Origin of the sequence: Streptomyces macrolidinus, from assembly GCF_023887685.1 — a bacterium.
GTDB lineage: Bacteria > Actinomycetota > Actinomycetes > Streptomycetales > Streptomycetaceae > Streptomyces > Streptomyces macrolidinus.
The window spans coordinates 22664-36535 of record NZ_JAMWMR010000005.1 but is presented as its reverse complement, the minus strand read 5'-3'; the positions used below and the strand labels follow the sequence as shown (position 1 = coordinate 36535).

The following is a 13872-nucleotide window of genomic DNA, read 5'->3' as shown; positions in this document are numbered from 1 at the left end:
TGCCGGAGGCCACTATGGTGGACCCCTGCGTACGGAACGAAGGGGCAGCAGTGAACGACGGCGACGGGACCCGCGCGGCGGACGGCCAGGGAAGGCAATTCGGTCCGCTCGGTACCGCCCTGGTGATCATTCCGACCTACAACGAGGCGGAGAACATCAAGGCGATCGTCGGCCGGGTGCGGTCGGCCGTGCCCGAGGCGCACATCCTGGTGGCCGACGACAACAGCCCTGACGGCACCGGCAAGCTCGCGGACGAGCTGGCGGCCGAGGACGAGCAGGTCCATGTCCTGCACCGCAAGGGCAAGGAAGGGCTCGGCGCCGCCTATATCGCGGGCTTTCGCTGGGGCCTGGAGCACGACTACGGCGTCCTGATCGAGATGGACGCCGACGGCTCCCACCAGCCCGAGGAGCTGCCGCGTCTGCTGACCGCGCTCTCGGGCGCCGACCTGGTGCTCGGCTCGCGCTGGGTGCCGGGCGGCCGGACCGTGAACTGGCCCAGGTCCCGCCAGGTCATCTCCCGCGGCGGCAGCCTCTACTCACGGCTGGCGCTCGGTCTGCCGCTGCGCGACATCACGGGCGGCTACCGCGCCTTCCGCCGCGAGACCCTGGAGGGCCTCGGCCTGGCCGAGGTCGCCTCGCAGGGGTACTGCTTCCAGGTCGACCTGGCCCGCCGCGCGGTCAAGGCGGGCTACCACGTGGTCGAGGTGCCCATCACCTTCGTCGAGCGCGAGTTGGGCGACTCCAAGATGAGCCGCGACATCGTCGTCGAAGCGCTGTGGCGCGTCACGGCGTGGGGCGTGGGGGAGCGCGTCGCCAAGGTCACGGGCCGCACCAAGTCGTCCTGAGCCTCCGGTGCTGAGCGGGAGGCCGGACCGATGCACACTGGGAACATGACCACTGGCACATCGACTTCCTCCCGCTCCTTTCGGCCGCGGCGTTCCCGGCTGCTCACCCTCCTGCCGTTGGGTGTCGCCGCCTGGCTTGTGCTGGAGATCTGGCTGCTCCTGCTGGTCGCGAACGCGGCCGGCGGGTTCACGGTGTTCCTGCTGCTGGCCATCGGTGTCGTCCTGGGCGGCGTGATCGTCAAGACGGCGGGGCGCCGCGCCTTCCAGAACCTCGGCGAGACGCTGCGCCCCGGCAGGAGCGGCGCGGCACCATCGGCCGGCGGCAACGGCCTGATGATGCTCGGCGGCGTGCTCCTGATGCTGCCCGGCATGATCTCCGACGTGGTGGGGCTGCTGCTCCTCGTGCCGCCGGTCCAGCGGCTGGTGGGCCGCACCGCGGAGCGCACCCTCGACCGCACGCTGCGCAGGACGCCGTTCGGCAGCGTCGGTGACGCCTTCCAGCGGGCACGGATGCACCGCCACGACGGCAAGGTCGTCCAGGGCGAGGTCGTCGACGACGAGCGGGGTACGGACTCGCCGCCGCCGGGCCCGCGCCCCCCGCTCAGCCGCTGAGTCACAGGAACTTCCGAGCAACTTCCGAGCACACCGAACAGCGGGCGCCCTACGTCGAGATGACGTAGGGCGCCCGCTGTTCACTGGCGTGCTGTGCCCCGCCCAACCCCCGGAGGGACTACGCGGACTTGCGGCTGTCTCGCGGATGGACCGCGATGTTCATCGCGCCGGAGCGGAGAACGGCCAGGCGCTCCTCGAGGACCTCTTCGAGCTCCTCACGGGTACGCCGCTCCATCAGCATGTCCCAATGCGTACGCGCGGGCTTGCCCTTCTTCTCTTCCGGGCCGTCGCCGTCCACCAGGAGTGCCTGGGCCCCGCAGACCTTGCACTCCCACTCCGGCGGGATCTCCGCCTCGACCGAGAAGGGCATCTCGAAACGATGCCCCTTCTCACATGCGTACTCCACGGCCTGGCGCGGGGCCAGGTCGATGCCGCGGTCCGTCTCGTAGCTGGTCACCACGAGGCGCGTGCCGCGAAGAGCTCGCTCACTCATGAATCGTGCCTCCCGGGCTTGTCGCCCACAGGACAGGTGTCGCTGTCGTCGTCATCCGGTCAACGTCCGGTCGGCGGTAAAGATTCCCGTTCCGGGCCATGCGTCGCCGTCGTAGCCGCCCCTTGTTGTACCCACCGGCGCCCGGTTTGTCACATCTGCTCACAGATGTCACCCAGCGTTTCGTCTTCATCGACGCGCAGTAACGGTACGCCTGGTAAGCCAACCGCGTACATTACAGGCCTTTCCGGCCAGGTGTTAAATCCTTTCGGGAACGGGATTGCCCGCGTCGCGCACCGCCTGGCGCAGCGGCACCCGCGCGAGCAGCACGAACCCGATCGCGAAGAACGCCACCAGCGAGATGATCGCGTCCCGATAGCTGCCGGTGAGCTGGTAGGTGAGGCCGAACAGCAGCGGCCCCAGCCAGCTCATCCCGCGGTCGCTCATCTCGTACGCCGAGAAGTACTCGGCCTCCTTGCCGGGCGGGACCAGATGCGAGAACAGCGAGCGGGACAGCGCCTGGCTGCCGCCGAGGACCAGCCCGATGCCGATCGCCAGCGCGAAGAACCCGGCCGGCACGCCCGCCGGGAGGAAGTAGGCGGCGGCCAGTGTCACCGTCCACGCGATCAGCGAGCCGAGGATCGTGCGCTTGGCGCCGTACGCGCGGGCCAGCCGTCCCATACCCAGCGCGCCGCCCACCGCGAGCACCTGTACCAGGAGCACGGACACGATCAGCGTGGACTGGCTCAGGCCCAGCTCCTCCGAGCCGTACACCGACGCCTGCGAGATCACCGTCTGGATGCCGTCGTTGTAGACGAGGTAGGCCAGCAGGAAGGCGAGGGTGAGCGGCTTGTCGCGCATGCCCCGGACCGTGGCCGCCAACTGCCGCCAGCCGTGCGCCGAGGGGGCCGTGGGGGCTGTGGGCGCCGTCGACGTCGTACGCCGGTCGCGCAGACGGCGGAGCGGTACGAGCGTGAAGGCGCCCCACCAGACCCCCGCCGAGGCCAGACAGATCCGGACGGACGTCGACTCGGAGACACCGAAGGAGTCGTGGGCCGTGAACAGGACCAGGTTCGCGATCAGGACCAGCGCACCGGCCGCGTAGCCGAAGGCCCACCCGCGCGAGGAGACGGCGTCGCGTTCCTCGGGCGTCGCGATCTGCGGCAGGTAGGAGTTGTAGACGACCATCGAGACGCCCACCGACGCGTTCGCGACGATCAGCAGGAGGCCCCCGAGCAGATAGCGGTCGCCGTCCAGGAAGAACATCCCGGTGGTGGCCGCGGCGCCCAGATACGCGCTCACGGCGAGCAGCGGCTTCTTGCGGCCGCCGCGATCGGCCGCGGCGCCCGCGAGCGGCATCACGACGATCGCCACGACGATGGAGGCCGAGACGCAGTACGCGAAGAAGGACCCCGCGCGCACCGGCAGCCCCAGCGGATGCACATAACCGTCCGCGTCCGCCGCGGACTTGGCCACCGCGGTGAGATAGGGGCCGAGGAACACGGTCAGCACGCTCGTCGAATAGACCGAGCACGCCCAGTCGTAGAAGTACCAGCCGCGTTGCTCCCGTTGCCGCTCACCGACCTCGTCGGTCACCGCCGCCACCACGGTGTCGTTGCCCACCCCAGCCCCTCGCTTCCCCGTGGAACGTGATCGTGCGCGGGGCGTTCAGGCCCAGGTACCCCGGTCCTCGAGGACCGTGCGCAGTGTGTCGATGTGATCGGTCATGATGCCATCGACCCCGAGGTCCAGGAGCCGGTGCATCCGATCCGGTTCGTTGATCGTCCACACATGGACCTGCAGCCCGAGCGCGTGCGCGGTGCGGACGAAGCGGTGGTCGACGACGGGGACGCCGGACTGGGACTCCGGGACCTGGGCGGCGACCGCCGAGCGGCGCAGCGCCACGGGCACGCCCCAGGAGCGCAGCCGCAGGCCCAGCACGCCACGGATGCCGTACGACGTCGCCAGGCGCGGCCCGGCCAGTTGCTGGGCGCGGGCCACGCGCGCCTCGGAGAACGAGCCGACACAGACCCGGTCCCAGGCGTTCATGCGTTCGATCAGGGCGAGCAGGGGGCGCAGGGCGGGCTCCGCCTTCATGTCCACGTTCCAGCGGACCTCGGGGAACTCCGCCAGCAGGTCCTCGAAGAGGGGTACCGGTTCGCTGCCCGCCACGCGCGCGTGCCGTACGTCCTCCCAGGGCAGGTCGGCGATCCGCCCCGTCCCGTCCGTCACGCGGTCCAGCGTCGCGTCGTGGAACGCCACCAGCTTCCCGTCAGCGGTGGTGTGGACGTCCGTCTCGATGTAGCGGTACCCCGCCGCCACCGCGCGCCGGAACTGGGCCGCGGTGTTCTCCAGACCGTCCGCCGCCCCACCCCGGTGGGCGAAGGCGATCGGGCCGGGGTGGTCGAGGTAGGGGTGGCGTATGAGGGTGGTCACCGGGGCAGTATGGCCTCCTCCGGCTGCCCGGTGGCAACGACCGTGCTACGGGCCGGTGCCGTGGGGGCGGCGAACAGGCGCAGGAAGAACTGGGCGAGCGGGCCGATGGCCAGCGCGTACAGGACCGTGCCGATCCCGACGGTGCCGCCGAGGGCGAATCCGGTCACGACGACGGTGAGTTCCACGGCGGTGCGCAGCAGTCGGATCGAGCGGCCCGTGCGCTGGTGCAGCCCGGTCATCAGGCCGTCACGCGGGCCGGGACCGAAGTTCGCGGATATGTAGAGGCCGGTCGCCACGCCGTTGAGGACGACGCCCGCGAGCAGCAGGGGGATGCGTACGGCCAGATGGTGGGCGTCGGGCAGGGCGGCCAGGGTGGCGTCCATCGCGAAGCCGATCACGAGGACGTTGGAGACGGTGCCGAGGCCGGGGCGCTGACGCAGCGGGATCCACAGCAGCAGGACCCCGGCGCCCACGATCGTCAGCACCACGCCCATGCTGAGCCCGGTCAGCTCCGACAGGCCCTGGTGCAGGACGTTCCACGGCTCCAGACCGAGCCCGGCTTCGACGAGAAGGGCGGAGCTCGCGCCGTACAGCACGAGCCCCGCGTAGAGCTGGACCAGGCGTCGCCCGAGACGACGCCGTGCGGATGGTTCTGTGGCCGGCTCGGTGGACAAGAGATACCCCCCTGTGGTGGCGGTGGACCGATGCATGTCACTCTGTGGCTTGGAAACAGAAGCCATCCATGGCCAATTCGGGGAAGGTGGACTGGATTCGTGGCGCACTGGACCTCAGCCGTGGGGGCTGCACAGCTCGCCCGGCTGCTCAACTCCCAGCAGGACCGTCCCGCGGGCCCCGGCAGCCGCCGCCCGCCCGCCTATCGCGCGCTCGCCGACGGCATCCGGCTGCTCGTCCTGGAAGGCCGTGTGCCGGTCGCGGCCCGGCTGCCCGCCGAGCGGGAACTGGCCCTCGCGCTGTCCGTCAGCCGTACGACGGTCGCCGCCGCCTACGAGGCACTGCGCACCGAGGGGTTCCTCGGCTCCCGCCGCGGCGCCGGTAGCTGGACGGCCGTCCCGGCCGGCAACCCGCTGCCCGCGCGCGGTCTGGAGCCGCTGCCACCGGAGGCGCTCGGCTCGATGATCGACCTCGGCTGCGCGGCGCTCCCCGCGCCAGAGCCCTGGCTCACCCGCGCCACCCAGGGCGCCCTGGAGGAGTTGCCGCCCTACGCGCACACCCACGGCGACTACCCGGCGGGCCTGCCCGCCCTGCGCGCGATGCTCGCCGAGCGCTACACCGCGCGCGGCGTCCCGACCATGCCCGAGCAGATCATGGTGACGACGGGCGCCATGGGCGCGATCGACGCGATCTGTCATCTCTTCGCCGGGCGCGGCGAGCGCATCGCGGTGGAGTCGCCGTCCTACGCCAACATCCTCCAGCTCATGCGGGAGGCGGGCGCCCGGCTGGTCCCCGTCGCGATGTCCGAGGGGCTCGGCGGCTGGGACCTGGACCGCTGGCGCCAGGTGCTGCGGGAGGCCGCGCCGCGGCTCGCCTATGTGGTCGCGGACTTCCACAACCCGACCGGCGCGCTGGCCGACGAGGACCAGCGGCGCCGGCTCGTGGACACCGCCCGCTCGGCCGGGACGGTCCTGATCGTCGACGAGACGATGAGCGAGCTGTACCTGGAGGACGGCATGGAGATGCCGCGCCGGGTCTGCGCGTTCGACCCCGCCGGGTCGACGGTCATCACGGTCGGCTCGGCGAGCAAGGCGTTCTGGGCGGGGCTGCGCATCGGCTGGGTGCGGGCGGCTCCCGATGTGATCCGCAGCCTGGTCGCGGCCCGCGCGTACGCCGACCTCGGCACCCCGGTACTGGAGCAGTTGGCCGTGAACTGGCTGCTGAGCACGGGCGGTTGGGAGCAGGCGGTGGAGCTGCGGCGCGCCCAGGCCCGGGAGAACCGGGACGCCCTGGTCGCCGCCGTGCGCAGGGAGCTGCCGGCGTGGGAGTTCTCGGTGCCCCAGGGCGGTCTGACGCTGTGGGTGCGGACGGGCGGTCTGTCGGGGTCCCGGCTCGCCGTGGCGGGTGAGCGGGTCGGCGTCCGGGTGCCGTCGGGGCCGCGCTTCGGTGTGGACGGCGCCTTCGAGGGGTATGTGCGGCTGCCGTTCACGGTCAGCGGGGCGGTGGCCGAGGAGGCGGCGGTGCGCCTGGCGGCGGCGGCGCGCCTGGTGGAGACGGGCGTGCCCGGACCCGTGGAGGACCCGCGCACCTTCGTCGCCTGACGGGAAGTCACCCGACCGGAAGGCGCCTCGCCGGAAGCCGCCGGACCAGGAGGCGTGTCCCCTCGCTCCGCGGCGACTGTCTCATCGCTCCGCGGCGACCGTCTCTCTCTCCGCGGCGACCGCCTCTGCGGGCCGCTCCGGGGCCTTCTCCATGGCCCTCTCCACGGCCGGTGCCTCCACCGGTACGGGCTTCACGGTCACCGTCCGCACCGTCACCGTCTCGGCGGGCTCGCTCCGCTGCGGGAGCAGGTCCAGCACCGCCTGCCGGTGGTTCTCGCTGGTCGCGTCGTCGTACGGGTCCGGGGTGACCGGTACCTGGAGGCGGTGGACGGGGCCCGAGCCCAGGCGGGCGTAGCCGCGACCGGGCGGGAACTCCCTGACCTGCGTCGTGTGCGGCGACGCGCCGAGGACCGCCGCGAGGTCGTCCGGGGCCGCCGGGCCGAGCACCACACGCGCGCGCGTGTGCTGCCGTACCGCGTCGGACAGGCCGTCCGCACCGTCGAACTGCTCGGCGACCACGACCGTCACGTTCGCCGCGCGACCGTGCCGCAGCGGCACCTGGAGCAGCGCCTGGGGGTCCCGGTGCCCCTCGGCCGCGGCGAGGTGTCCGAGGACGCTCGGGCGGTCCAGCAGGATCCACAGGGGCCGCTTGACGTCCTCCGGCGGCGGCTGCCCGGCCTGCCGCGCGCGGTTCGCCGCGATCAGCCTGCGCTCCGTCTCATGGGTCGCCCACTCCAGGCTCGCCATCGCCCCCGCGAGCCCCGACTCCACGGCCATGACCCCCTCGCGGCCCGCCAGGCACGCGTACTCGCCGGTGCCGCCGCCCTCGACGACGAGGATGTCGCCGCGCTGGAGTGCCTGCAGCGCGATGGAGCGCATCAGCGTCGTCGTACCGCTGCCGGGCCCGCCGACGACCAGGAGATGCGGCTCGGTGGAGCGCGCGCCCGTGCGCCACACCACCGGGGGCACGTCGCGCTGCTGCTCGCCGTGGATGAGCGGGAGCGTGCGCTGGACCCCGGTCGAGTCGGTGAAGCCGAGGACCACCTCGCCGGGCGCGGTCACGAACCGCTGGGCGGTGATGTCGGTGGGCAGCGGCGGCAGCGCGGTCACGGTCAGTTCGTTGCCCTCCTCGTCCCACGCGAAGTGGTACTCGCGGCCCCGGCCCGCCTTGGCGTGCAGCAGATGCTCGATCCGGGCCCTGGAGTCGGCCTCGCCGTCGGTGAAGTAGGCCGGGTAGCGGATGAGCAGCCGGGAGATGCGCCCGCTCTCCTCGAACTCGTAGGAGGAGAACGCCCGGGTCCATTCGCCGCCGTGCGTGTACAGGGGTGCCGGGTCCTCGGGCGTCGAGAAGTACGGCACCAGCGCCTCGTACAGCGACCGCAGCCGCTTGCTCTGCGCGGGGTCGGGGCCCGTCGGCTGCGGTGTCCGGCGATCGCGGCCCTTCCAGCCGGCCGCCGCCATCAGGGTGATGGCGGCGAGCATCGGCCCGTACGGCACCAGGGCCACGACCAGGATCACTGTCGCGACCAGGAAGAGGAGCGGCCCCCGCCGGTCTTTGGGTGTGTCCGCCCAGGTGCGGTGCGCGGCTGCGGCGAGTCGGCGCAGTCCACGGGTGAGGATGATCAGCGGATGGAGGATGTCGGTGGCGCCGTCGGCGGCCGTCCGGGCCAGCTCCCGGCTGCGGGCGATCTGTGCGCTGCCGTGGGTCAGGATGCGGGGGAGGGGGCGGCGGGCCACGTCGTTCTCCTGGAAGTCGCGAGCGGACGGGGGCGGGTCAGAAGTTGATCCCGCCGATGAGGTTCGCGAGGCTCGAACCGCCGGCCTTGATGCTCGGGGCGATGGCGGTGCTCGAGAGATAGAACCCGAAGAGCCCGCTGATCAGCGCGTGCGATCCCTTGAGTCCGTCCTTGCGGCAGTAGAGGAAGACGATGACGCCGAGCAGTACGACGCCTGACATGTTCAGAATCATTGCGCTCTCCTGGGTCATGGGGTGAAGTCACCATGAGTACTTCCAGGCTCACAGGATGTATCTGTACGACAAAAGGTGCAACTGAGTGGAAATCCATCGAATTGCCCCACTTGGCAGCGTCGGAGTGCTCTCCCGGGCAGGACTGCCGCGCCCACCCGGTGCTGCCGCGCCCGCGCGAGCGCGAGAGCGGGCAGGGGGCGCGCAAGCCAGTACGCTTGGCGATTCACCCGTACGGCGTCACCGCTCGGCGTCGCACGGCCCCGCGTACGGCCGCCCCGCTCGCTGCCGTACGCTCCCGCAGTCCCCAGTAGTCCCCAGTAGTCCCCAGTAGTCGTAGCAGTCGTAGTTGAGAGGCGGTCCGGCGATGAGTGAAGCCCCCGACCCCGAGGTCGTGGAGCTGGCGACCAAGATCTTCGATCTGGCGCGCCGAGGCGAGACCAAGACGCTCGCGGCGTACGTCGACGCGGGCGTTCCGGCCGACCTCACCAACGACCGCGGTGACTCCCTCGTGATGCTGGCCGCCTACCACGGCCACGCCGACACCGTCCGCGCTCTGCTGGAGCGCGGCGCCGACGTCGACCGCGTCAACGACCGGGGTCAAACCCCGCTCGCCGGTGCGGTCTTCAAGGGTGAGACGGAGGTCGTCCGGGCTCTGCTCGAGCGCGGCGCCGACCCGGCCGCGGGCACGCCCTCGGCGATCGACACCGCGCGGATGTTCGGCAAGGCAGAGCTGCTCGAACTGCTCGGCGCATCCTGATCCGACCGCGCTGACCAGGGAGAACGCGGACAATGGGGGAGGTAGTACGGGGCCGCCCGAAATAAGGTCGCGGCAGGCGAAGACGCCGGGTCATCATGACGTCGTGATTCACGGACGCGATGACTGGGCACGAGTTGCTGCACCGCGCGGACCGTGAAGCGGTCCGTATGGGCCACCGACGAGAGGCAGAGGAAATGGTCTACAGCAAGCAAGAGACGGCGGGCGCCCCGACGTGTTGGCATGCGGCCCGGTAGTGGGTGGTACCCGGTTGCGTCGACGCTTGATGTGAGGCTGTTTGCCATGTTCGAACCGGTCATAGCGCCCAGCGGAACCCTGCTCGGCCTCCTCCAGAGGGGCCGCGGCGACGGGACGCTGCACGCGCTCACCGCACCGCGAGCCGAAGCGCTCGCTGCCCTCGACCACTGTGTGCTGAGCGACCCCCGCCACGACTGGCAGGTGGAGAACCGCTCCCTGTACTACGCCCGCCTCTACCTCGATCTGCACGGCGAACTGGACGCGATCGAGGCACACCTCTTCGGCGCCGAGGACGTCCTGGACACCGACGAGTGCCGCACCGGGCTCGCCCTGGCGGTCCTCGGCCACCTCGCCTCGTACGGCAGACAGGACGCGCTCGCGCTCCTGCGCAGATACGCGGCCTCGGGCACCAACTGGGCCTGGGCCCTGGACGAACTGGCGCTGCGCGACGACGACGCGGGCCTGCGCGCCCTCGCCGTACCCGTCCTGTCCCGCTTCCCGGCCGACGCCGAGGGCGAGGCCGACCTCACCGCCGCGGTACGGGACGCCTTCGAACCGCGTCCCTGGCGGCTGTGGGCCGAGGACCCCCGACCCGGCGTCGGCGCGCGCGTGCGCGCCGCCCAGGAAGCGGGCAGCTTCGACCGGTGGCAGCGGCAGATGCGGCCGCAGGGGCCCCGGCCGGGGTGGAGCGTCCAGGCCGTCTTCGACTGGGCCCAGCAGGGCCTCGAACGCGGCGCCGTGCTCCATGTGCCGGCCGCGCGCTGTCTCACCGCCGTCGCGGGCCCCGAGGACCGGGACGAGATCGTCGAGGCCGCCCGCGCGGGCGGTGACGGGGCACGCTGCACCGCCCTGCGCTATCTCGCCGACAGCAACGATCCCGACGCCCTCGACCTGGTCGAGGCCGCCGTGTCGACCGGTTCCGCGCTGGTCGTCGACGCGGCCGTCGACGCCTTCGAGCGCATGCGCAGCGTCGCCGCCGTCGACCGCGCGCGCGGCTGGGCCCGCAGGCCGGACGCCCTCGGGGCCGCCGCCGGGCGCGTCCTCGCCTGCCGGGGCGGCGCACAGGACCGCGAGCTGGTCCTCGCCGCGCTGCGGGAGGCGGTCCGGGGCGAAGGACCCGACGCGCAGACCCTGTGGACGCTCGTCGACGGGGCCGGACGGCTCGGTATCGCCTGCGCGGCCCCCGTGCTGCGCCATGTCTACCGCGAGACCGCCTCGTCGCATCTGAGGGGCCGCGCCGCCCGCGCGCTGGCCGCCACGGACCCCTCCTTCGCCGCCGGGTTCGCCGTCGAATGCCTGTGGGACTGCGAGGAGTCGACCCGCGAGATCGCCGCACGGCACGCCGAGACCGGGGACACGCGCGTCGTGGACCAACTGCGCAGGCTCGCCGCGGATCCGGCCGAGGAGGCCGAGGTCCAGACGGCTGTACGCAGCCGGATCGGGCCGGATATGCCTGCTGTGTGAGCCCTGGGGTCTGTTCCGAGGTGCCCGTCGTTCTCCCGGAGGGCGGGCGCCGCGGCGCAGGCGGGCCACCTCGGAAGAGGCCCTGGGCGCCCTGGCGGGACGCGGCGCACGCCGGGGCGCCTCTGCGCCGTTTGGGTCCTTGTCGGACCGAGGACCTAATCTGTGCACGTGACTTCGCCTGCACCGACGGATCCTGTTCCGCCCCAGCTCAGCGCGGGGCCGCGCCCCGCCGCGGGCCCGGCCGCCGACGAAGGGCTGGCGCGGCGGCTGCGCGCGCTCGCCTGCACCGCGCCGATCCACGACCTGGACGCGCGCAAGGCGAACCTCGCGGGCGAGTACTCGGTGTACGGGATGGCGGAGGTCGCCCTCGCCGCCATCGACCTCGTCACGCTGAACATGGACTTCGACACCGGCGCGGACCACGAGCAGATCGTCGCCCGCCTCGTCCCGCGCGTCGCCGCCCAGGCCCCCGGCCGCCCGGCCCCCGAGCACGAGCGGGTGGCCCGCTGGGTGCTGGAGAACCTGATCAACGTCGGCAGCGCCGACCGCGGCTTCCGGGCCGTGTACGGCACGTTCGCCACCGACGGCACCTACGTCCGCCGCGACTACGACTTCAAGCTGATCGAAGAGGTGCCGGGATACGGCGGCCTCGTCTACCTCCGTACGACGGACGAGGCGGTCAACGTCCTCGTCGGCGCCCTCGACACGGACGTCACCAGCGCGCAGATCGCCGCCGAGGTCAAGCTGGACGTCCTGATCAGCCGCGGGCGCCTCGCCGACGCCCAACTCGCCGCCGAGCAGGCGCGCTACCGCACCGTGCAGTACTCCGAGTCGCTGCGCAGGGCCCTGGAGGCGACCCGGCGCAACGTCCGCGCGGTGGACTGGCTGAAGGCGGTCCCGGACATGATCGCCGAGGCCCTCGAGCACGTCGCCGACCGCTACCGCCACGAGAACGCGATCCTCACCAACATCCGCAAGGCCCGCGACGAGTCGGAGGACCCCGAGCAGAAGCGGCGCGCCGCCGAGCTGGTCGACATCGTCAAGGACTGCATCCGCCGCCACACCCAGCTCCAGTCGCGGCTCCTGGAGGCGGGCCCGCTCTTCCGTGCCGAACAGGACCGGCAGGCGTTCGCCACACCGATGAGGACCTCGGGCACGGACCTCTACGGGCATCTCGTCGCGCCCGTCCTGCCGCTGCCGCTGGAGCAGGCGATACGTGTCACGGACGCCTTCTTCGCGCACGGGACGGGGCTGCGCACTCCCGTGTCCGTCCGGGTGGGCGACCTGGTCGACCTGCTGCTGACGCCGCCCGTGGAGCGTGAGCACCTCGGCGCCGAGATGCCCGAGCCGGATCTGATCGCCACGCCGGACGACAGCCGGTTCAGCGAGGAGCAACTGGCCGCCGCGACACAGTTGCTGGACCTCCCGGCGGACGCCCCCCGGCGGCTGTCCGGACTGCTGGCCGAGGCCCGCAGGACGGACCCGGACCTGCCGTATCTGGTGGCGCTGCTGGCCGTGCACGCGGCCAGCCCCCCGGTCGGCACGGCCTACCGGCAGGGCGAGGAGAAGCTCCTGTTCGCCGTGGACGACGGCACCGAGCTGGACGACCCCGAGTTCGGCGGCGCGGACCTCGTCGTCGGGACGGCCCTGCTCGACGCGGCGGGCATGGCCGCGGCCCGGACGGAAGTCACATGAGCGAGACGGCCCGGACGGAAGCCACCCGAGCACGCAGGGCCCGGACGCAGCCCACATGAGTACGACGGGCCCGGACGCAGCCCACATGAGCCGAGAACGAGTACCAGCGCACCAAGGAGCCCCCACCGTGACCGAGCACGTCGACCCGAGCGAGCCGGAGACCGCCGCGCCGGCCAGTGCCGCCGTCACTCCCGCCGACACCGCCGACGCGGCGCGGCTCGTCGCCTTCGGGCTCCAGCCGAAGCTCCAGCCCGCGCGCGACCAGGAGTACGCCGACCTGCTGCGCCGCTACCGCGAGGACCCGCCGTTCGCGCGGCTCGTCGACGCCGTCGCCACCGGGCTCGGACTGATCGTCCTGGAGGTGTCCCCGCGCGCCGGTATGGCCGTGACCGCGGCCGAGGACTCCGTGTTCGCCGTCCGCATGGGCGACTACGCGCGTCGTACCGCGGCCGACTCCGGAGACCGCTTCCTGCACGGACTGGCCCATCTCGCCGTCGCCGCCCTGGCGTTCCCGCGCCCCGAGGACCTCGCCGACGACGGCTACATCGGGCGCGTCACGGTCAACGGCGTCGACGCCTTCGTACGCCAGGCCTGCCGCCGGCTTGAGGAGCGGGCCGAGCACCAGGGCGAGAACACCGACCCGGTGAGCGACGCGCCCGGCCTGGAGGCCGCCTGGCGGATCTGGGCCCGGCGCACCGCGACCGGGGCCACCAAGGACGCGCGCCGACTGGCGGGTTCGACCACCGGCATCGTCGGCAAGGCCGTCGCCTTCCTCACCGACTCCGGGTTCCTGCAGCGCACGGGCGACGACAGCGGCGGCACCTACCGCACGACGGCCCGCTACCAGCTTCAGGTGCGCGACATGGCGGCCAGTGCCGCCATGACCGAGCTGCTCGACCTCGGCGTCGTCCCGGTCACCGACGGCACGGCGACCCTGCTGCCCGCCGAGGACACCGACGACCTGGAACTGGTGGCCGACGCCGGACTGCCGTTCCACTCCTGACGATCCCGGAGCCCCGACGTACCGCGGACGTCCGCGGACAGCCGTAGACATCCGTGAACGTCCCCTGACGTCC

Annotated in this window: 13 protein-coding genes; 7 read left to right on the top strand and 6 right to left on the bottom strand. The window is 72.4% G+C overall.

The annotated features are described in order from the left end of the window. The first annotated feature begins 50 nt into the window (after positions 1-50). Both NGF19_RS07590 and fxsA read left to right on the top strand, forming a co-directional pair. Positions 51-845: a polyprenol monophosphomannose synthase gene (locus tag NGF19_RS07590; protein ID WP_252423291.1), complete on the top strand. Its 795-nt coding sequence runs from the start codon at positions 51-53 to the stop codon at positions 843-845. A gap of 45 nt (positions 846-890) precedes the next feature. Further along, positions 891-1457 (top strand): FxsA family membrane protein, encoded by a 567-nt coding sequence (fxsA, locus tag NGF19_RS07585; protein ID WP_252423290.1) that lies wholly within the window; start codon positions 891-893, stop codon positions 1455-1457. Between the two features lie 118 nt (positions 1458-1575). On the opposite strand, the gene NGF19_RS07580 is transcribed toward fxsA, so the two are convergent. The 4 genes from NGF19_RS07580 to yczE all read right to left on the bottom strand — a co-directional run bounded on the left by NGF19_RS07580 (position 1576) and on the right by yczE (position 5093). Then, on the bottom strand, positions 1576-1950 hold the full coding sequence (locus NGF19_RS07580) for an RNA polymerase-binding protein RbpA (protein ID WP_109379407.1): 375 nt from the start codon (positions 1948-1950) through the stop codon (positions 1576-1578). Between the two features lie 255 nt (positions 1951-2205). After that, entirely contained in the window at positions 2206-3570 is a 1365-nt protein-coding gene (locus NGF19_RS07575; protein ID WP_252423289.1) for an MFS transporter, read from the bottom strand. A 45-nt stretch (positions 3571-3615) separates the two neighbouring features. Next, positions 3616-4383, bottom strand: coding sequence for a glycerophosphodiester phosphodiesterase family protein (locus NGF19_RS07570; RefSeq protein ID WP_252423288.1), 768 nt, complete (start codon positions 4381-4383; stop codon positions 3616-3618). Continuing rightward, positions 4380-5093 (bottom strand): membrane protein YczE, encoded by a 714-nt coding sequence (yczE, locus tag NGF19_RS07565; RefSeq protein ID WP_252423287.1) that lies wholly within the window; start codon positions 5091-5093, stop codon positions 4380-4382. Before yczE ends, NGF19_RS07570 begins: the two co-directional genes overlap by 4 nt. A gap of 63 nt (positions 5094-5156) precedes the next feature. On the opposite strand from yczE, the gene NGF19_RS07560 reads away from it, so the two are divergent. Beyond that, positions 5157-6656, top strand: a complete 1500-nt coding sequence (locus tag NGF19_RS07560; protein ID WP_252423286.1) for an SCO1417 family PLP biosynthesis transcription factor — start codon at positions 5157-5159, stop codon at positions 6654-6656. 81 nt (positions 6657-6737) lie between these two features. Here NGF19_RS07560 and NGF19_RS07555 read toward each other — a convergent pair whose 3' ends face one another. Beyond that, positions 6738-8393, bottom strand: a complete 1656-nt coding sequence (locus NGF19_RS07555) for a P-loop NTPase family protein (protein WP_252423285.1) — start codon at positions 8391-8393, stop codon at positions 6738-6740. Between the two features lie 37 nt (positions 8394-8430). After that, positions 8431-8625, bottom strand: a complete 195-nt coding sequence (locus NGF19_RS07550; protein WP_252423284.1) for a hypothetical protein — start codon at positions 8623-8625, stop codon at positions 8431-8433. 364 nt (positions 8626-8989) lie between these two features. Between NGF19_RS07550 and NGF19_RS07545 the strand changes: the two genes are divergently transcribed. The 4 genes from NGF19_RS07545 to NGF19_RS07530 all read left to right on the top strand — a co-directional run bounded on the left by NGF19_RS07545 (position 8990) and on the right by NGF19_RS07530 (position 13799). After that, positions 8990-9382 carry an ankyrin repeat domain-containing protein gene (locus tag NGF19_RS07545; RefSeq protein WP_252423282.1) on the top strand — a complete coding sequence of 131 codons (393 nt, stop codon included), beginning with the start codon at positions 8990-8992 and terminating at the stop codon, positions 9380-9382. A gap of 300 nt (positions 9383-9682) precedes the next feature. Beyond that, entirely contained in the window at positions 9683-11101 is a 1419-nt protein-coding gene (locus NGF19_RS07540) for a HEAT repeat domain-containing protein (protein WP_252423280.1), read from the top strand. A 168-nt stretch (positions 11102-11269) separates the two neighbouring features. Beyond that, positions 11270-12796, top strand: coding sequence for a hypothetical protein (locus tag NGF19_RS07535; RefSeq protein WP_252423279.1), 1527 nt, complete (start codon positions 11270-11272; stop codon positions 12794-12796). Between the two features lie 127 nt (positions 12797-12923). Next, entirely contained in the window at positions 12924-13799 is an 876-nt protein-coding gene (locus NGF19_RS07530) for a hypothetical protein (RefSeq protein ID WP_252423278.1), read from the top strand. Positions 13800-13872 lie beyond the last annotated feature (73 nt).